We start from the raw sequence: 19,702 nt of genomic DNA on the forward strand, positions 1-19,702 counted from the left end.
GCCATGTCAGAAACCTCGCAAGACGATAAGAGCGAAAAAGCATCAGCCCAAAAGCTGCGCAAATCCCGAGAGCAAGGTCAGGTTGCGCGCTCGCGCGACTGGACCACGGCGCTCGGCATCTTTCTGTGTCTGCAGCTGATCGTGTTTCTGCTCCCCGGCTATCTGCAGGACTTCCGCGAGCTGTTCGCGCGTAGCTTCGTGCCCATGCCGCAGGCCGGCGATCTGGAGAACGCGAACTCCACGCTGTTCTCCGCCAGCATGGTGCTGCTGTTCAAGATGGTGCTGCCGCTGCTGGTCATTCCGTTGCTGGTGGGCATCGGCTCGCTGTTCCCGGGCGGCTGGGTGATGAGCCTGGAGCCGATGAAGCCGAAGCTCGACAAGCTCAATCCCCTCTCCTATTTCAAGCGCATGTTCGGCCAGCGCCACATGATCGAGACGCTGACGTCCATGGTCAAAGCCACGGTGCTGATTGCGGTGTTGTGGTGGGTGGCTCGTGGCAGCGTCGTCGATTACTTGCAGCTGCAGACCCGCCCGCTGCCCGATGCGATCAAGGGTGGCGCCGATCTGATGCTCGGCGGTGTCATGGCGCTGTGCGCGGTGTTTGTCGTGTTCGCCCTCATCGACCTGCCGGTGCAGACCTTCGTGTTCTTGCGCGAGCAGCGCATGACCAAGCGCGAAGTCAAGGAAGAGCACAAGACCAGCGAAGGCCGGCCCGAAATCAAACAGCGCATCCGACAGATTCAACAGAAGATGTCGCGCGGCGCGGTTCGCAAAGCCGTGCCGACCGCCGATGTGGTCATCGTGAACCCCGAGCACTACGCCGTCGCCGTGAAATACGACGAGAAGCGTGCGCAAGCGCCGTTCGTCATCGCCAAGGGCGTCGACGAGATGGCGCTGTTCATCAAAGCCGTGGCCATCGAGCACGACGTCGAAGTCGTGACGCTGCCGCCGCTGGCCCGCGCCGTTTACAACACCAGCCAGGTGAATCAGCAGATTCCGGCGGCGTTGTACGAAGCGGTCGCCAGCGTGCTGGCGTATGTGCTGCAGATCCAAGCTTTCCGCAAGGGCCGTCGCAACGTGTTGCCGACGCTGCCCAGCGATCTTTCATTTCCACGTTTCGAAGGGTAGCCGTGCATGAGCGCGCCACCGCCTGACAATTTCCTGAGTCGCGCCGTCCACTCGCTGCGGCAGCATCGCGCGGCCGTGCCCATCTTCCTGATGGCTCTGCTGGCAATGATCATCTTGCCGCTGCCGCCGCTGCTGCTGGACGTGCTATTCACGTTCAACATCGTGCTGGCTTTGATCGTGGTGCTGGTCAGCGTCACCAGCCGTCGGCCGCTGGACTTCTCGATCTTCCCGACCATCATTCTCGCCACGACCTTGATGCGACTGGCGCTGAACGTCGCCTCGACGCGCGTCGTGTTGTTGCACGGTCATGAAGGCACGCACGCCGCCGGTAGCGTCATCGAAGCGTTCGGTCATGTGGTGATCGGCGGCAACTTCGTCGTCGGCCTGGTGGTGTTCGTCATCTTGATGATCATCAACTTCGCGGTCGTGACCAAGGGCGCGGAGCGCATCTCGGAAGTGTCGGCGCGCTTCACCCTGGACGCGTTGCCCGGCAAGCAGATGGCCATCGACGCCGATCTGAACGCCGGCCTGATCAATCAAGAGAAGGCGCAGCAGCGCCGTCGTGAAGTCGCGATGGAAGCGGACTTCTACGGCGCGATGGACGGTGCGTCGAAGTTCGTGCGCGGCGACGCCATCGCCGGCATCCTGATCCTGCTGATCAACATGATCGGCGGCGTGCTGATCGGCTCGCTGATGCACGACCTGTCGTTCGGCGAAGCGTTCAAGCTGTACGCCCTGCTCACCATCGGTGACGGCCTGGTCGCGCAGATTCCGGCGCTGTTGCTGTCCGCCGCGGCGGCCATCATCGTCACTCGTATCAGCGACTCGGGCGATTTCGAGCAGCAGGTCGGCTCGCAGATGCTCGCGTCGCCGAGCGTGTTGTGGGGCGCGGCCGCCATGATGTTGGTGCTGGGCTTGATCCCCGGCATGCCTTGGCTGACGTTCCTGTCGTTCGCTGCCGTGCTGGCATTTGCCGCGTGGCGCATGACCAAACATGCGCAAGAGAAGCCCGATACGAATGCAGCGGCCGAAGCTGCGATCCTTGCGCAGCCGGCACCGGAACTGGATTGGCGCAGCCTGCCGTTCGTCGAGCCGCTCGCCGTCAGTGTCGGCTACAAGCTCGTGAATCTGATCGATCGCGGTCAAGGCGCGCCGCTCGACGGCCGTCTCAAAGGCATTCGTCAACAGATGAGCGAGTCGATGGGCCTGTTGCTGCCGCCGATTGGCGTGCGTGACGATCTCACATTGCCGCCGACTCAATATTCCGTGCTGTTGAATGGCAGCGTGATCGCCGAGGCTGAGATTCAACCCGACAAGCTGATGGCCATTGCGTCGGCGCAGGTGTACGGCCCCATCGATGGCGTCCCCGGCGTCGAGCCGGCGTATGGCATGCCGGTGATCTGGATCGCAGCGTCGGAGCGCGCCAATGCGCTGGGCCTCGGCTATCAAGTCGTCGATAGCGCCAGCGTGATCGCCACGCATGTTTCCAAGCTGGTTCGCGAGCACTTGTCGGAAGTGATTCGTCACGAGGACGTGCCTGCCCTGCTCGAACGACTGGCGGCGATGTCTCCCAAGCTCTCGGCCGCGGTCGAGAAGGCGCTCACCCACAGTCAGCTGTTGAAAGTATTCCGACTGTTGCTGGCCGAGAACGTGTCGTTGAAGGACATCGTGCCCATCGCCACGACACTGCTGGAAAGCGCCGAGACCACCAAGGATCCGATTCTGCTCGCCGCCGAGGTGCGCTGTGCCCTGCGCCGGCAGATCGTGAGCTCGATCCTGGGCAAGTCGCCGCAGATGAGAGCATTCAACCTGACCGGCGAGCTGGAAAACATGTTGCTCGGCTCGCTCAATCAAGCGACTCAGTCCGGCAAGGTCGCTCTGGACAACTACCCCGTCGATCCGAATCTGTTGTCGCAACTGCAGACCAACATGCCGGTCATGCGCGAGCAGATGAAGCAGCAAGGCGTCCCGCCGCTGTTGCTGGTGATGCCACAGATTCGTCCGCTGCTCGCGAGATACGCGAGGTTGTTTGCGCCGGGACTTTCGGTGCTTTCGTACAACGAGATTCCGGAGCACAGGGACATCAGCATCATCGGGTCGCTTGGTTAAGCTCTGCTCTGGGTCGTAGCTGCAGGATCACGATCGCGGCTTCGGCCGCGGATCGAAACAGCGACGACGACGGCAACTCGACATCGAGATGCTGTGGCAGCATGCTCGATGTGTTCTCATTCACCACGCTCAGCAAGGCGTTGCCCTGAGTGACCTGCGCCCGTCGCAGTCGCAGCCCTGCCCGGCTCAATGCCGAAGCGATGCTCGGCAACGCCTGTTGAATCGCGAGCAAGCTCGGACGCTGCTCGCAGGCGACCAACAATTCCACATCCTCACCCGAGGATTGAAGATGCAGCACGATGCCGCCCATCGACGGGGGCGACAGGCCGAGCTGCAACGCCAACGGCAAGCCCTTACGCTGCGGCTTGCGGCGCGCCCGATCGATCGCAACGACCAGACGTAACATCAACTGCATTCCCGCCCACGCGTAGACCGGCAGCACCCACCGGTCTTGCGTCGTGGGATTCGCCATGAAGGCCGGCTCACGAAATAGCGCGGCTGTGCCCGCCCGCGCCGCCGCCGAGTCAGCGCCAGTGAAATCCGCCGCACGAGCCCACTGTTCTCCTGTCGCACGCGCCCATTGCTCGCCCGCCTGGCGTGTCCCTTGCTCTCCTGGCGGTCGCGTCCAATGATCGCCTGCCGGGCGCGGTCCCTGCTCTCCGCTCGATCGTGTCCATGGATCGCCTGCGGGGCGTGGCCCCGACTCCCCTGTCGTACGAGTCTGTTCGCCTGCCGGGCTGGGTCCTGGCTCTCCTGCGGGCCGTGCCCAATACGCTCCGGTCGCATGTGCCCATTGCTCTGCTGGGGGTCGCGTCCAGTGCTCTTGGGCGAGCAAGCGCCACGCTGTCGCCAGTGCGGCTGGATCGGGCAATTGCCAGGCGATCTGCTTCAGCACGGCTTGGTCCAACTGCATGGCTCTGTATTGAGCCAGCGGCGGCGCGGAGTTGCCGCTGGAGGTGTTCGCGCTCGAGGTTGAATTCGGACTGGGCGATTCGCGGAATCCCAGCTCCAGATGCGGCTCGGTCGCGAGCACCTGCATCGTCAGGGTATCGCCACGTCGCAATCCCTCGGTCAGGCGATTCAATCCCACCAATCGCAGCTCGGTGCCGTTGGCCATGGTCACGAGCAGGTCGTCGCCGGCAACGTCGGCCAGCGTCAGTAACAAATTCTCGCCGGGCGTGGGCAGCGTTCTGCGTTCGCCGGCGCGCTGTTGCGCGATGCGCGGCTGAACTATTGCGGCGACTCTATCCACCACTGCCATGTCATCCCCGGGGTCTTATGTCGCCCTGTTATAAACAAAAGGAGCCAACCGTTTGCAGGGTTGGCTCCCCCAGTTCTGCGTGAACCAGTATCGTGAGTGCCGCGCCATCAGGACCGCGGCGGCTCACTTATTACTGCATCAGAGACATGACCAGCTGCGACAAGCTGCTGCTCTGCTTGAGGGCCGACGTACCAGCCTGCAACAGCAGCTGCTTGCTGGTCGAGTTCGACGTTTCCGAGGCATAGTCCACGTCCATGATGCGACCCTTCGAAGCGGTCGTGTTGGTCATCATGTTGCCCAGGTTGTTGTACACGTGGTCGAGGCGGTTCGAAGCAGCACCGAGCTGCGCACGCACCACGCCGACAGCGTCGATCGCGTCGTTGATGTCACCGATGATGGCATTGGTACCACCCGTCAGTTCCGTGCCCACGGCCGGAGCGGCAGCAGCGTAGTTGCCGCTCACTGCGTCCAGCGCGCTCGCCAGATCCTGCAGACCCGTTTCAGTGTCGACCACCATCGTCTCGTTCGCGGTGGCGCCGATCTGGAACGTGATACCGCCAGCGGTACCGAGCAGACCAGCAGCGGCACCCGCGGCCGGCACAGCCGTACCGTCGGTGCTGAACAGGTTCTGGCCGCCGAACGCGGTGCTCTTGATGATGTTCGCAACTTCAGAGCCCAGCGCGTCGTATTCAGCCTGCAGGGCGTCCTTGTCGTCCGCCGTCGAAGAGGCGTTGAACGCTTCGGTCGCGAGGTCTTTCATACGCAGCAGCACGTTGGTCAGCTCGGAGAACGCGCCTTCGGCGGTCTGCATCATGGAGATGCCGTTCTGCGTGTTGCGCTGAGCGACGGCCATGCCGCGGGTCTGCGCATCGAGACGGGTAGCGATCTGCAAGCCGGCGGCGTCGTCCATCGCGCTGTTGACGCGGAAGCCGGTGCCGAGGCGGGTCAAAGAAGTGGTCAGGGACTTCTGGGTGCTGCCGACCGAGTTCTGCGAGGACAGAGCCGCGGCGTTAGTGTGAAGAGAAAGCATGTCTGAAACTCCTGGTGGTTGTCGTGTTGAGCGCGACAACCGTTCGGTTCCTCGCGCTCTCAGACCTTGAAGGCGGCGAACCGTCCGGAGTTCTTAAATGGCGACACCGCAAGAATTTTTGTGACGGGTGTCACAGTTGGAGCGGCCCGAAGGCCGCGCCATACATATTGTTAGAATGCGTCGCCCGGGATGCGCACCCAACCTTCCATGAGTACGCGGGCGCTGCGGCTCATGATGGCCTTCGTGACCGTCCATTCGCCGTCGACCTTGCCGGCCTCGGCGCCCACCCGCAGCGTGCCGGACGGGTGACCGAAGCGAACCGTGTTCCGCTCTCCCCCACCCGCCGCGAGATTCACCAGCGTGCCTGGGATCGCCGCCGCTGTGCCGATGGCCACAGCAGCCGTGCCCATCATCGCGTGATGCAGCTTGCCCATCGACAACGCGCGCACCAGCAAATCGACATCGCCCGCCTGCACGTGCTTGCCGCTGGAAGACACATAACTCTTCGGAGGCGCGACGAACGCCACCTTCGGCGTGTGCTGACGCTTCGCGGCTTCTTCCAGCGTCTTGATGAGGCCCATGCGGATCGCACCGTGCGCACGAATGTTTTCAAACATCGCGAGCGCCTTGCCATCGCTGTTGATCGCTTCCTGCAGCTCGATGCCGGTGTAGCCGATGGCATCGGCATTCACAAAGATGGTGGGAATGCCGGCATTGATCATCGTGACTTTGAGCGTGCCGACGCCCGGCACCTCAAGGTCATCGACCAGATTGCCGGTAGGAAACATCGCGCCGCCCGCGCCTTCTTCATCGGCGGCCGGGTTGATGAACTCCAGCTGCACTTCAGCGGCCGGGAACGTCACGCCGTCCAGTTCGAAATCGCCGGTCTCCTGCACGGCGCCGTCGGTGATCGGCACGTGCGCGACGATGATCTTGCCGATGTTCGCCTGCCAGACACGAATCGTCACCGTGCCGTTCTTGGGAATACGGCTCGGATCGATCAATCCGTTGCTGATGGCGAACGGCCCGACCGCGGCGGACAAGTTGCCGCAGTTACCGCTCCAATCGACGAACGGTTTGTCGATGGACACCTGGCCGAACAAATAATCGATGTCGTGATCCGCGTTCGTGCTCTTCGAGACGATCACGGTCTTGCTGGTGCTGGAAGTCGCGCCGCCCATACCATCGATCTGCTTGCCATACGGATCGGGGCTGCCGATCACGCGCTGGAGCAACGCATCCCGCGCCGGCCCCGGCAACTGAGCCGCCGCCGGCAGGTCCTGCAAACGGAAGAACACGCCCTTGCTGGTACCGCCACGCATGTAGGTGGCGGGGATTTTGATCTGAGGTGCGTTGGCCATGATGTCAGCGCTTACTCTATTTCGTGACGCTCGTATGCATTACCGAAGGCGGCGCTATGCCACCTTCGATGACTCCAAGAAGTCCTGCGCGAATCTTTGCAGGACCCCGCCGGCCTCATAGATGGATACTTCTTCGGCAGTATCCAGTCGGCACGTCACCGGGACATCGACGCGCTCGCCGTTGCGGCGATGGATCACCAATGTCAGATCCGCACGCGGCTTGCGCTCGCCGATGACGTCATAGGTCTCGGTGCCGTCGATGTTGAACGTCTTGCGATTCACGCCCGGCTTGAATTCCAGCGGCAGCACGCCCATGCCGATCAGGTTGGTGCGATGAATGCGCTCGAAGCCTTCGGCAACGATGGCTTCCACACCCGCGAGACGCACACCCTTCGCCGCCCAGTCACGCGACGAGCCCTGACCGTAGTCAGCACCCGCGATGATGATCAGCGGCTGTTTGCGATCCATGTAGGTCTCAATCGCTTCCCACATACGCGTGACCTTACCTTCCGGCTCGATACGCGTGAGCGAACCTTTCTTGACCTGGCCATCCACGACAGCCATTTCATTGACCAGCTGCGGATTCGCAAACGTCGCACGCTGCGCGGTCAGATGATCGCCACGATGGGTCGCGTAGGAATTGAAGTCTTCCTCCGGCAAGCCCATCTTCGCGAGATATTCACCCGCGGCGCTGTCCAGCAGAATCGCGTTGGACGGCGACAAATGATCGGTCGTGATGTTATCTGGCAGCACCGCCAACGGACGCATGCCTTTCAACGTGCGCTCACCCGCGAGCGCGCCTTCCCAATACGGCGGACGGCGAATGTAAGTGCTCTGCGGCCGCCACTTGTACAGCGGATCGATCTTCACAGCGCTCGCCGCGCTCGGCGCAAACATCGGCTCGTACACCGTGCGGAAGTGCTCGGGCTTGACGCTCTTGGCGACGATGGCGTCGATCTCCGCATCGCTCGGCCAAATGTCCTTCAGGTAAACCGGCTTGCCACTCTTGTCGTGACCCAGCACGTCTTTCTCGATATCGAAACGAATAGTGCCCGCGATAGCGTAAGCAACCACCAACGGCGGCGAGGCAAGGAACGCCTGCTTCGCATACGGATGGATACGACCGTCGAAGTTACGATTGCCGGAGAGCACCGCCGTCGCATACAGATCGCGATCGATGATTTCCTGCTGGATCTTCGGATCCAGCGCGCCGGACATGCCGTTGCAGGTCGTGCAGGCAAACGCGACGATGCCGAAGCCCAGGCTTTCCAGATCGGGCAGCAGCTTCGCCTCTTCCAGATACAACTGCACTGCCTTCGATCCCGGCGCGAGCGAAGACTTCACCCACGGCTTGCGAGTGAGGCCGCGAGCGTTTGCGTTACGCGCGAGCAGGCCCGCAGCGATGACGTTACGCGGATTGCTGGTGTTCGTGCAGCTCGTGATCGCTGCGATGATCACCGCGCCGTCGGGCATCTGGCCGGGGACTTCTTCCCACTTGCCAGCGATGCCGCGCTTGGCCAGCTCAGCGACCGGCAGGCGCTTGTGCGGGTTCGAAGGACCCGCCATGTTACGAACGACCGAAGACAGATCGAACTTGAGCGTGCGCTCGTACTCGGCAGTCGTCAGGCTGTCCGCCCACAGACCGGTCAACTTTGCGTAGTTCTCGACCAGCTTCACCTGCTCGTCGCTGCGGCCAGTGAGCTTGAGATAGTCGATGGTCTGCTGGTCGATGAAGAACATCGCCGCCGTGGCGCCGAACTCCGGCGTCATGTTGGAAATGGTGGCGCGATCGCCCAGCGTCAGCGCCGAAGCACCTTCGCCGTAGAACTCGATATACGCACCGACGACCTTCTCTTTACGCAGATACTCCGTCAGCGCGAGCACCACGTCGGTCGCGGTGATGCCCGGCTGAGGCTTGCCCGTCAGCTCGACGCCGACGATGTCCGGCAAGCGCATCCAGGACGCGCGACCGAGCATCACGCTCTCCGCTTCCAGACCGCCGACGCCGATGGCGATCACGCCAAGAGCGTCGACGTGCGGAGTGTGACTGTCGGTGCCGACCAGCGTGTCCGGGAAAGCCACGCCGTCCACCGCATGAATCACCGGCGACATCCGCTCCAGATTGATCTGGTGCATGATGCCGTTGCCCGGCGGAATCACATCCACGTTCTGAAACGCCAGCTTGGTCCAGTTGATGAAATGGAAACGATCGTCGTTGCGACGATCTTCCACCGCCCGGTTCTTCGCAAACGCATCCTTGTCGTAGCCCCCGTATTCGACCGCCAGCGAGTGATCGACGATCAGCTGCGTCGGCACGACCGGATTGATCTGCGCGGGATCGCCGCCCTTGTCGGCGATGGCGTCACGCAAACCGGCCAGGTCGACCAGCGCCGTCTGCCCCAGGATGTCGTGACACACGACGCGGGCCGGGAACCACGGGAAGTCCAGATCCCGCTTGCGCTCGATGAGCTGCTTCAACGACGCGGTGAGCGTCGCTGGATCGCAGCGACGCACCAGGTTCTCGGCGTGCACCCGTGAGGTGTACGGCAACTTGGCGTAAGCATGCGGCTTGATCGCATCGACGGCTTCACGCGCGTCGAAGTAATCCAGCTGGGTTCCCGGCAGACGTTTGCGATGAGCTGTATTCATAAACCTTTGGCGATGGCGATTGGCTTACTTGCGCCGGTCTTACTTACGATCAGCGATGGGCACGAACTTCTGGTCCTCTGGACCGGTGTAGTTGGCGCTCGGTCGGATGATTTTACCGTCAATGCGCTGCTCGATGATGTGCGCGCTCCAGCCTGAGGTGCGGGAGATCACGAACAACGGCGTGAACATGGCGGTCGGCACGCCCATCACGTGATAGCTGACGGCGCTGAACCAGTCCAGGTTGGGAAACATCTTCTTGATTTCCCACATCACCGTTTCCAGGCGCTCGGCGATATCGTACATCTTCGTGTTGCCTGCCTCCTTCGAGAGGTCCAGTGCCACCTGCTTGATGACTTTATTGCGCGGGTCGGAGATCGTGTAGACGGGATGGCCGAAGCCGATCACGACTTCCTTGCGCTCGACGCGGGCGCGGATGTCCGCTTCCGCCTCGGCCGGCGTGTCGTAGCGCTTCTGGATCTCGAACGCGACCTCGTTGGCACCGCCGTGCTTCGGGCCACGCAGGGCGCCGATGCCGCCGCAAATCGCCGAGAACATGTCGGAGCCGGTGCCAGCGACGACGCGAGACGTGAACGTCGACGCGTTGAATTCGTGCTCGGCGTACAGGATCAGCGACGTATGCATCGCACGCACCCACGAGCGCGGCGGCTTCTGCTGATGCAACAGGTGCAGGAAGTGACCGCCGATGGAGTCTTCATCCGACTCTGTCTCGATGCGCTTGCCGTTGTGAGCGTAGTGATACCAGTACAGCAGCATGGAGCCGAGCGACGCCATCAGCTTGTCGGCGATGTCACGCGCGCCGGCGTGATTGTGATCGTCCTTCTCAGGACTCACACAGCCGAGCACAGACACGCCCGTGCGCATCACGTCCATCGGATGAGCCGACGGCGGCAACTGCTCGAGCGCCGTCTTCACCGCAGCCGGCAGGCCACGCAACGCCTTCAGCTTGGTCTTGTAAGCCGCCAGTTCAGCGCCGGTGGGCAACTTGCCGTGCACCAGCAGATGGGCGATTTCTTCGAACTCGGACTGAGCGGCGAGATCCAGAATGTCATAGCCGCGATAGTGCAGATCGTTGCCGCTGCGACCGACCGTGCAAAGCGCGGTGTTGCCGGCGACGGTGCCGGACAGTGCAACTGACTTTTTCGGTTTGAACCCAGCCTGAGTGGGAGCGTCGGTCATCTTCATGTCTCCTGGTCGTTTGTTACTTAAGGGCGCCCGGTTATTTCTTCGCTTTACTTTTTAGATTTGAAGAGCGCATCGAGATGCTGTTCGTAAGCGTGATAACCGATGCGCTCATACAGTTCTTCGCGCGTCTGCATCGTGTCGATCACATTCTTCTGATGACCGTCGCGGCGGATCGCTTCATAAACATTCTCCGCGGCCTTGTTCATGGCGCGGAAGGCGCTGAGCGGATACAGGACCATCGCCACACCCGCACTCTTCAGCTCGGGCACGGAGAACAATGGCGTCTTGCCGAACTCAGTGATGTTCGCCAGCACCGGCACCTTCACCGCATCGACGAACTTCTGATATGTCGGCAGATCGTAGGCCGCTTCGGCGAAGATGGCGTCGGCGCCCGCTTCGACACATTTGATCGAACGCTCGATCGCGGCGTCGATGCCGAACGAGGCGATCGCGTCGGTGCGCGCAATCAAATAAAACGACGGGTCGGTCTTCGCATCGGCGGCGGCCTTCACGCGATCCACCATCTCTTCGGTGGACACGAGCTCTTTGCCGGGACGATGGCCGCAACGCTTGGCGCCAACCTGATCTTCGATGTGACAGCCGGCGGCGCCGAACTTGATCAGGCTCTTCACGGTGCGGGCGATGTTGAACGCGCTCGGGCCGAAGCCGGTGTCGATGTCGACGATCAGCGGCAGATCGCACACATCGGTGATGCGACGGATGTCGGTCAGTACGTCGTCGAGGTTGTTGATTCCTAAGTCGGGCATGCCCAGCGAACCGGCCGCCACGCCGCCGCCCGACAGATAGATCGCGCGATAACCGGCCCGCTTGGCGAGCAGCGCGTGATTCGCATTGATCGTGCCGACGATCTGCAGCGGTTGCTCGGCGGCCAGGGCGGAGCGGAAGTTTTGTCCGGCGGATGCCATGGAAGTCTCCTGCGAAACGGTCGAAAGCTCGGGTTGCAGAGGGAGAGCAAGACTTATGCCACGCGCCTGGCGCCAAGACTCGCGCTTAACCCATTGATTGGCCGCTGAATGCCGTGTGCGCCCCGGCGCAGCCGGCCGCTGGCAGTTTCATTTCTGAAACGCTACAGTTTCGCCACTGTAACAGATGCAACCCCGGCCATGAACGCCAGCGTCGTACGCCCCAATGACCCGCTCCGGATCGTCGCCGTCGGCCTGCATCGGCTGAAGGATCTGTTCCGGGACCTCGCCCCCACTTACGCCCAGGTTGCCCGGGTCGAAGTGCTCGACAGCGGCTTCGAGACCGCCGTCGACACTATTAATGAGCTGAGCCGCCAGCAGCCCATCGATGTGCTCGTGGCCGCCGGGTCCAACGGCGCCTACCTTCGACAACACGTCGAGCTGCCGGTGGTGCTGGTCCGAGTCGGCGGCTTCGACATCCTGAGCGCGCTCGGTCGGGCTCGCGGTATCTCGTCGCGGATCGCGTTGGTGACGCACGGCGCCCTGCCCGTCGAGCTCGAACGATTCAATGAACTGTTTGGGCTCGGCATCGAGCAGCGGAGTTATCGAACCACCGACGAGGCCAGGAACTGCGTGCTCGAGCTGCGCGCTCGTGGCATCGAAGTCGTCGTCGCGCCGGGCTTGATCGCGGATCTCGCCGAAGCGGCCGGCATGGCCAGTGTCTTTCTCTACTCTGAAGACGCTGTTCGCGAAGCGCTCGACGACGCGGTCGAAATGGCTCGCCTGTCACACATGGAAGGCGCGAAGCGCGAACGGTTGAACACGATCATTGGCCAGCTGCGCGATGGCGTGGTCGCGGTCGATATGGATGAGCGGATCGAGATCTTGAATCCCGCGATGGCGCGGTTGTTGGAACGGCCGGCATCCGATCTCATCGGTCACAAGCTCAGTGACATTGCACCGGAGCTGTCACTGGCCCGCACGCTGCGCGAGCCACGCGCCGAGATCGATGAGCTGCAGAAGCTAGGTTCGCGAGCTGTGCTCACGAGTCGGCTGCCGATTACTGAGCAAGGCACGCAAACAGGGGCCGTGCTCACCGCCCAGGATCCGGAATCGATTCAACGCGTCGATCGTGACCTGCGCGCCCGCCGTCACAAGCCCGCCGCCAATGTTCGTTATCGACTCACCGATCTGGTCGGCACCACGCCCGGCATCGTTCACACCCGTTCATTGGCGGCCCAATACGCTCGCAGCGATGCGACTGTGCTGGTCTTCGGCGAAAGCGGCACGGGTAAAGAACTGCTCGCTCAAGGTATCCACGCCGCGAGCAAACGCGCGAATCAACCTTTCATCGCCATCAATTGCGGCGCCTTTCCGGAGGCGCTGTTGGAAAGCGAATTGTTCGGTTACGAGGAAGGCGCCTTCACTGGCGCACGCCGTGGCGGCAAGCTCGGCCTGTTCGAAGCCGCGCACACCGGCACGATCTTCCTGGATGAGATCGGCGAGATGCCAGTGTCGCTACAGACCCGCTTGCTCCGCGTGCTGCAAGAGAAAGAAATATTGCGTATCGGTGCGATTGAGCCGACACGCGTCGACGTTCGCGTAATCGCGGCCACGCATCGCGACCTGACCGAGCGCATCGTCACCGGCGACTTTCGCCGTGACCTTTACTATCGACTCAACATCCTGCGCCTGGAGTTGCCGGGACTGCGCGACCGTCGACAGGATCTGCCCGAGCTGGTCGCACACCTCGCGCGAAAGATTGCGGCACGCACCGGCATCGACATCACGCATGATCCTCGCGTGCAAACGCTGCTGGACGCAGCTTGGAACTATGAATGGCCAGGCAACGTGCGTGAGCTGGAGAATCTATTGGAACGCGTGGCGATGCTGGCCAGCCCGAGCGACACGACACTCAGCGACATGCAGCTACGTGAACTGATGCCGGAGATCGCAGCGGTGGCGCCGCTCAAAGTCACCTCGTCCATCGCCGCGCATCGCGCCGACTCAGAGATCGATTTAATTCGGCGCGTGCTCGAAGAGAGCGACGGCTCTTACGCCAAGGCGAGCGAGCGACTCGGCATCAGTCGCACGACGCTGTGGCGTAAGTTGAAGAAGGAACGATCCGTTTAGGGCAACAGCCGGCACTTGGCGCTAAGCAGCTGGTACTCGGTTTTAGTTCGCTCGTACACGAGAAAGCAGCGGTTGTTGGCTCGAGTGAGCTGGAAACGTTCGGGCTGGGACATCTCCCGACCTTGCACCCTGCGACCGCCCGCGTCGCGGACAGGTGTGCGCTCGATCACCAGCTCGCTCTCTTGGGTAAGCGCATCGTCCGCGATCGTCACGGTCGGAACGTTCAACGCCGCGCTCACGACCTTCACCAACTCCGCGCGTGACGCCTCCGTCGACTCCGTCAGTACGGCCGGGCCATCGTGGCCGGCGACAGACGCACACGCCGACAACATCACCAGAGCGCCGAGCGCGACGATGCGCATGACCTGCCCTATTCGCGAAGGATTCGATTGGTGCGTGCCGGCACCTTCAACATCTCACCTTCCGTGCTGGACAGCGTCGTCTTCGAGCTGAAGGTGCTGCCCGGCGTAAAGCCGCTCGCCGCCGGACAGCTTTGATTGTTGCTCGCACGGAAGCTGAGCGCGGCCTGCAACCGAGCTTCGTTGGTGTCGCCCAGGGCATGTGTGAAATCGTCCGCCACCGAGCAGCCCGGCAGATCGACGCTGGCGATATCGGGCGAATTCGCCGGCGTGAAGCCGTCCGGATAGGTGGCGAAGCCCTTGGCATTGCGCCCTTCGAACTGAATCGAGAAGTACGTGGTGCCGCAGTTGTTCTTGGGATAGAAGCCATACGGCTTGCCGCAGGTGGTCGAGCCGATCTGATACACCTCCACGTCGATGCCGCGCAGGCTGTTGATGATGGCCTCGCTGGCCGAGCAGGTGTTCTGGCTGGTGATCACATAGACCCGATTCAGATTGAGCGTCGGCAACGGCGTGCCTCGGGGAACGCTGAAACCCTGCCCCGTGGAATGAAATGGCGTGGGGGTCAACGCTCCGCCCTCGACCGGATTGGTGTTCGGGTACTTGTCGTTGAACGCCGAGCGCTCGAAGGTCTGACCGGCGGTCAGGCTGCCGGCGATCATGTAGCCCACCTCGGCCGCCATATCCAGATAACCGCCGCCGTTGTAACGCAGGTCCAGAATCAAATCCTGGACGCCGGCGGTACGGAACGAAGTGAACGCGTTGACCAGCTGCGACTCCGCGGTGGCGATGTGATCGTTGAACAGCAGATAGCCCACCGGCACACCGGACGCGTTGAGGGTGCTGGAAACGAGCACGGGCGTATGAGTCACGGCGACGCTGGTGAGCGTGATCGTGCGCAACGGGCCATTGTTGGCCTCGCGAATCTGGAAGGTATGGGTCTCGCCCGCCGTTTCGGGGAAGAACGCGGCATTCAGCGCAGTGCTGTTGCCATTCACCACGTCGACGCCGTCGGCCACCAGCACTTCAGCGCCACGAGGAACATTGGCGTTGCCCGCGGGAGTGCTCGGTTCCGAGTAGGCGACGACCACTTTGCGAGGCGGTGTGCTCGCAATCAGAACAAACTCCGCGCCATAGCCGATCTCGACGCCGGACTGGGAAAGCTGCTCCCACTCCGTGGTCGGGTAAGTGAAATGAAATTGATCCTTGGAGCGACCTGACGCGGTGATCGCCGGCGTCTTCAACGCGGCAAAGTAGTCCGCCGTCGAAGACAGGCTCGGATCGCGGTCGGGCACTTCGGAATACCAGAGATACAGCTCGTTGGTCCACGAGCGCAAAAACATGTTCTGGGTGACCGTCGAGCTGCACTGATTGGCGAAGCTGGAGGACGGCTGGAACTGCCCGGCCGCATAAGTGGGATTCGAGCTGAGCGAACCGCCGGAGCCGCCCAGCGACCCGCCGGACCCCAGCGAATTGCTGCCCCCGCCACCATCGCCTCCGCCGCCACAGCCCGCCACTGTGAACAACGCGACTGCCAGCACCGCACCCCGGGCCATCCATTCCATGTAAAAACCGCTCCCATTCGTTCGATGGGTGCGGTTGTACTACAGACGTCACATCAACAGTAGTACCCGCCGCACATCTGGCCTCGCCCGGGCGTCTTCATTCAGCGACGGCGCGGCAACAAAGGCTTCGGGCCGCCTTCGATGCCGGTTAATGCCAGGGTCGTCAGCAACACGCCCTGGGGACCGAGCCACGCGTCGATGGGCTCGTACCATTCATCTAACGAATGTGCCTTGTCGGCAATGCCGCCGCCCGAAGCGGTGATGGCCGGAATGCCCAACCCCATCGGAACATTCGCATCGGTGCTGCTCGCAACCGGCACCGGCGGCTTCTGACCCAAGGTGACCATCGCACCGATCCAGGTGGACGCCATGAGACCGTCATTGCTGCCCGCGCCCGCCGGCCGATCGCCGAGCAGAGTGCGCTCGACCCGCACAGGATCGGCGCCCCAGCGCTTCCCCTCATCCACACCGGCTCGGTCAGCCGCGGCCATGATTTGTTCTTCCAACGCAGCGAGCGCGGCCGAGGATTCTGAACGGATGTCGAGTTGAAGCTGAGCTTTCTCGGCGATGGCGTTAATTGCCGTGCCGCCCGACACGATCGCGACCGTGAACGTCGTCTTCGGCTCGGTCGGCGCCTGCAAATCCGAGATGGCGGCGATCGCGCGTCCCATCGCATGCACGGCACTGGGCGTACCGAAATTCCCGTAGCTATGGCCGCCCGGCCCGGTGAATGTGATCTGCCAGCGATGACTGCCGACAGCACGCGCCACCACTTCGGATTCTCCGGCGGGAGTCTCCGGCGATTCGGTGCTGTCGACGGAGATGAATCCGTCGAGGTCGGTGCGATCGCGGAACAACGCCTTCACGCCCCGCAGATTCCCCAAGCCCTCCTCGCCCACAGTCGCGACGAATAAAACATCGCCCTGCGTGCGAATCTTGTTTTCCTGCATCGAGCGCAACACTGTCAGCAACACGGTGAGACCGCGAGCATCGTCGCTTATGCCCGGGCCGTGATAACGATTGCCTTCTTTGCGAACCTTCACGTCGGTGTCCGCGCCGAACACCGTATCCAGATGCGCCGACAACACGAGCGTCGGCCCATTCCGGCTCGTGCCAGGACGTCGTGCGATGACGTTGCCTTCGGAGTCAGTGGCGACTTCAGTGAGACCGAGCTCGCGCAGACGGCGCATGTAATCGTTGGCGCGTCCTTCTTCCTTGCGCGAAGGCGCCGGAATCTCGGCGATCTCGATCTGCTCGCGCAGCGTGCGCTCGTCTTCTCGACGAATCTGTGCCAGCGCGGCCTTCACCGCGGGCTTGCTGCTGATGGTCTTGAAAACGGCCTGATTCTTCGCCGCTGCGTCCGCGGCCTGTGCTTCCAGCCCGAGTAAAGCGCTGAACAAACACAGCGCGCAGGCAAGCTTCACGCTCGCTGATTTGATCGATGTCATGAACCGATTCCGTCTGACGCCTGGCCGGCCGATCGCGGAATCATAACGGACTGGAGATCGTTCTCTTCACCAAAAGGTCCGCGCCAACGCATGGCGCGGACCTCGTTTCTCGTCAGGACATCAGGACGGCATCGGCACCGGCGGGGTCGCCGGCGGCGTGATGGCCGCCGAAGACTTGATCAGGCCGTCCAGGCCATTGCCGGACAAGCCCACTTCCTTGATGAGCTGATCGACCACCGGGGCGTAAGCGCGATATTTCAAAGCCGCGCCCACCGCCTGTTCGGCGAGATTGCCACTGCCCGTGCCATTGCCCTGATCGCCGGCCTGCGCACCGGCGGCGCCAGTGTTGAGACCGTCGACCTGCATGATGCGGATCGAGTCGATGTTCTGCATCGGCCGCACCGCCTCTTCGATGATCTTCGGCAGTGCCTGGATCAACGCGAGCTTTTCCTGCAGCGAAATCTGCGCGTTCGAGAGCGTGTTGATGGCCTCGTTCAACGCGCGCTTACCGGCAGCTTCCGCTTCGTAGTTTTCGCGGTTCGCCTTGGCGAGCGTGCGGATGGCGTCGGCCTTCGCTTCCGAAGCTTCCTTTTCCGCCAGCGCCGAGACCTTCACGCTGATGGCCTGACGTTCGGCTTCCTGCGACGCCAGCACCAGCGTCACCTGCTTCTCACGTTCGGCCTTGGCCACTTCCTCGGCGGTCTTCACGGCCTGCTCGGACTTCACGGCTTCAGCCAAAGCCAGGTTGGCGCTGGCCTGAGCCTTGGACTGTTCCTCGGACTTCTGCGCGATCGAGATCGCTTTGTTCTGATCGGCGATTTCCGTGGCACGCAACTGTTCGATGGTGGCGATCTTCACTTCGCGCTCGGCTTCGACCACGCGCTGGCGCACGGCCTGTTCCTTGGCGACTTCCGCCTCGCGAATCTGACGAGCGGCGGTGATCTTCGCTTCCTCGGATTCCCGAGAGCGCTCGGCCTGCACCTTGGCGACGATCGCGTTCTGCTCGGCCTCGCGAGCCGCGACTTCCTGCGACTGGGCCAGCTCGGCGAAGCGCTTCTGACGATCGATCTCCAGCTGCAGCGTCTTGGCTTCGAAGTTCTTACGCGAGATCGCGACCGACGTGTCCTGCTCGATCTCGTTCCGCTCGCGGCTGCGACGCTGCGTCTGTTCGGTGAGGCGCGTCAGACCTTCGGCGTCGAACGCGTTGTTGGGATCGAAGAATTGCATGGCGGTCTGGTCGATGCGGGTCAACGACACGCTCTCCAGCTCCAGGCCGTTCTTCAGCAGATCTTCGCTCACGGCGTTTTGCACGCCCTGGATGAAGTCCTGACGCTTGTCCAGCAGCTCTTGCATGGTCATCGACACGGCCGCGGCACGCAGCGCGTCGACGAACTTATCTTCCACCAGCTGCGACAGCTGCTCCGGATCGATCGTACGTTGACCCAGGGTTTGCGCGGCATTCGCGATGCCTTCCTTGGTCGGCACGACCCGCACGAAGAACGCGACGACCACGTCCACGCGCATGCGGTCTTTGGTGAACAGCGAGTCCTTGCCGTACCGTGTGACTTCGAGCTTGAGCGTGTTCATGTTCACGAGGATGGTTTCGTGAAACACCGGAAAGACGATGGCACCGCCATCCATCACCACCTTCTGCCCGCCCAGTCCAGTGCGCACGAAGGATCGTTCCTTCGAGGAGCGGCGATACAGCCGCGAGAAAATGATTCCTATCAACAGCAGCGCGAAGAACGCGATGCCCGCGAGAATCAGATTTTGCACAGTCAGTTCCGACATTTGCTCACTCCCCAGCAACGTTGCCACTCCATCAGATCAGATCGGGCCAGGGATTGACCGCCCCGGCGAAACGGTTGCCGGCCAGCTGCTTGGTGAGCAACACCCGTTCCCCGCTTTGGAACGTCATGCCCTCGGCTTCCGGCTCAACCATTACATACAGAATCTGTCCGTGCTCATTCGGCACCTTCGCTTGCGCCGGATAACCGACGCGCGCGGTGCCGTTTACGACAGTCGCGACGCGGCCGACGAGCGAATCAAATGAAACAGCATACGTTTGATCCTGCGGAATAACGCGCGCCAGGCCCGCGCCCGCGAAGCGCACGACCGGCAGTGTGATGAGGAACGCGGCGATCACCGCGATCAACGGCGGCACCCAGAAACCGAACAATTGGCGCACGACCAGATTGAGCGCAAAGCCCGTCAGCGCAAAGCTCGCGAGAAACACCACGAGCAGCACGAGCACCGGCACGCGGCCGAACGAGAGCCAGCCCAGTAACTTGTCGAACAGACCGGCATGCATGTCGCCGGGATCGGGAAGCAGATGTTGCAGCGACTGGGAGAGACTGGAGCCCACCACCATCGCGACCCCTTCCACGATCGCGATCAGCAGGAGCAGAAAGGTTGCCACGGTGAATGGCCAGGTCTCTGCGGCGAACAGCACGAGTTGTTTATCCCTCAACTAAAGAAGCTGTTGAGAGAAGTATCCGGACAGCAAGCCACCAATGCAACGCGCTGCCGGTGA

The 19,702-nt window shown here is 62.3% G+C and carries 14 protein-coding genes; 3 read left to right on the forward strand and 11 right to left on the reverse strand.

The window, feature by feature from the left end; translation table 11 throughout:
• Positions 1–3 precede the first annotated feature (3 nt).
• Positions 4–1,128, forward strand: a complete 1,125-nt coding sequence (locus tag ACFPN2_RS03630) for an EscU/YscU/HrcU family type III secretion system export apparatus switch protein (RefSeq protein ID WP_380595062.1) — start codon at positions 4–6, stop codon at positions 1,126–1,128.
• Positions 1,129–1,134: 6 nt separating this feature from the next.
• Positions 1,135–3,237: a flagellar biosynthesis protein FlhA gene (flhA, locus tag ACFPN2_RS03635; RefSeq protein ID WP_380595064.1), complete on the forward strand. Its 2,103-nt coding sequence runs from the start codon at positions 1,135–1,137 to the stop codon at positions 3,235–3,237.
• On the opposite strand, the gene ACFPN2_RS03640 is transcribed toward flhA, so the two are convergent.
• From ACFPN2_RS03640 to prpB, 6 genes are all read right to left on the reverse strand, one after another.
• Entirely contained in the window at positions 3,218–4,498 is a 1,281-nt protein-coding gene (locus ACFPN2_RS03640; RefSeq protein WP_380595066.1) for a hypothetical protein, read from the reverse strand. The genes flhA and ACFPN2_RS03640 overlap by 20 nt on opposite strands.
• Positions 4,499–4,628: 130 nt before the next feature.
• Positions 4,629–5,528: a flagellin N-terminal helical domain-containing protein gene (locus tag ACFPN2_RS03645; RefSeq protein WP_380595068.1), complete on the reverse strand. Its 900-nt coding sequence runs from the start codon at positions 5,526–5,528 to the stop codon at positions 4,629–4,631.
• A 170-nt stretch (positions 5,529–5,698) separates the two neighbouring features.
• Complete coding sequence (gene prpF, locus ACFPN2_RS03650) at positions 5,699–6,889, reverse strand: 2-methylaconitate cis-trans isomerase PrpF (protein ID WP_380595070.1); 1,191 nt, start codon at positions 6,887–6,889, stop codon at positions 5,699–5,701.
• A 54-nt stretch (positions 6,890–6,943) separates the two neighbouring features.
• Complete coding sequence (gene acnD / locus ACFPN2_RS03655; protein WP_380595072.1) at positions 6,944–9,538, reverse strand: Fe/S-dependent 2-methylisocitrate dehydratase AcnD; 2,595 nt, start codon at positions 9,536–9,538, stop codon at positions 6,944–6,946.
• Positions 9,539–9,577: 39 nt separating this feature from the next.
• Entirely contained in the window at positions 9,578–10,741 is a 1,164-nt protein-coding gene (gene prpC / locus ACFPN2_RS03660) for a bifunctional 2-methylcitrate synthase/citrate synthase (RefSeq protein WP_380595073.1), read from the reverse strand.
• Positions 10,742–10,788: 47 nt separating this feature from the next.
• Positions 10,789–11,667, reverse strand: a complete 879-nt coding sequence (gene prpB / locus ACFPN2_RS03665; protein WP_380595075.1) for a methylisocitrate lyase — start codon at positions 11,665–11,667, stop codon at positions 10,789–10,791.
• A gap of 198 nt (positions 11,668–11,865) precedes the next feature.
• Between prpB and prpR the strand changes: the two genes are divergently transcribed.
• Positions 11,866–13,797: a propionate catabolism operon regulatory protein PrpR gene (prpR, locus tag ACFPN2_RS03670; protein ID WP_380595077.1), complete on the forward strand. Its 1,932-nt coding sequence runs from the start codon at positions 11,866–11,868 to the stop codon at positions 13,795–13,797.
• On the opposite strand, the gene ACFPN2_RS03675 is transcribed toward prpR, so the two are convergent.
• The 5 genes from ACFPN2_RS03675 to ACFPN2_RS03695 form a co-directional block, all read right to left on the reverse strand.
• Positions 13,794–14,159: a hypothetical protein gene (locus ACFPN2_RS03675; protein WP_380595079.1), complete on the reverse strand. Its 366-nt coding sequence runs from the start codon at positions 14,157–14,159 to the stop codon at positions 13,794–13,796. The genes prpR and ACFPN2_RS03675 overlap by 4 nt on opposite strands.
• A gap of 8 nt (positions 14,160–14,167) precedes the next feature.
• On the reverse strand, positions 14,168–15,721 hold the full coding sequence (locus tag ACFPN2_RS03680; RefSeq protein WP_380595081.1) for a S41 family peptidase: 1,554 nt from the start codon (positions 15,719–15,721) through the stop codon (positions 14,168–14,170).
• Positions 15,722–15,822: 101 nt separating this feature from the next.
• On the reverse strand, positions 15,823–17,169 hold the full coding sequence (locus tag ACFPN2_RS03685) for a M20/M25/M40 family metallo-hydrolase (protein ID WP_380595083.1): 1,347 nt from the start codon (positions 17,167–17,169) through the stop codon (positions 15,823–15,825).
• Between the two features lie 120 nt (positions 17,170–17,289).
• The gene (locus ACFPN2_RS03690; RefSeq protein WP_380595085.1) at positions 17,290–18,960 is read right to left on the reverse strand and encodes a flotillin family protein; all 1,671 of its coding nucleotides are present in this window, start codon (positions 18,958–18,960) and stop codon (positions 17,290–17,292) included.
• 31 nt (positions 18,961–18,991) lie between these two features.
• Complete coding sequence (locus ACFPN2_RS03695) at positions 18,992–19,621, reverse strand: YqiJ family protein (protein WP_380595087.1); 630 nt, start codon at positions 19,619–19,621, stop codon at positions 18,992–18,994.
• Between the last annotated feature and the right edge of the window lie 81 nt (positions 19,622–19,702).

The sequence above is a fragment of the Steroidobacter flavus genome (assembly GCF_042651805.1).
Classification (GTDB): Bacteria; Pseudomonadota; Gammaproteobacteria; order Steroidobacterales; family Steroidobacteraceae; genus Steroidobacter; species Steroidobacter flavus.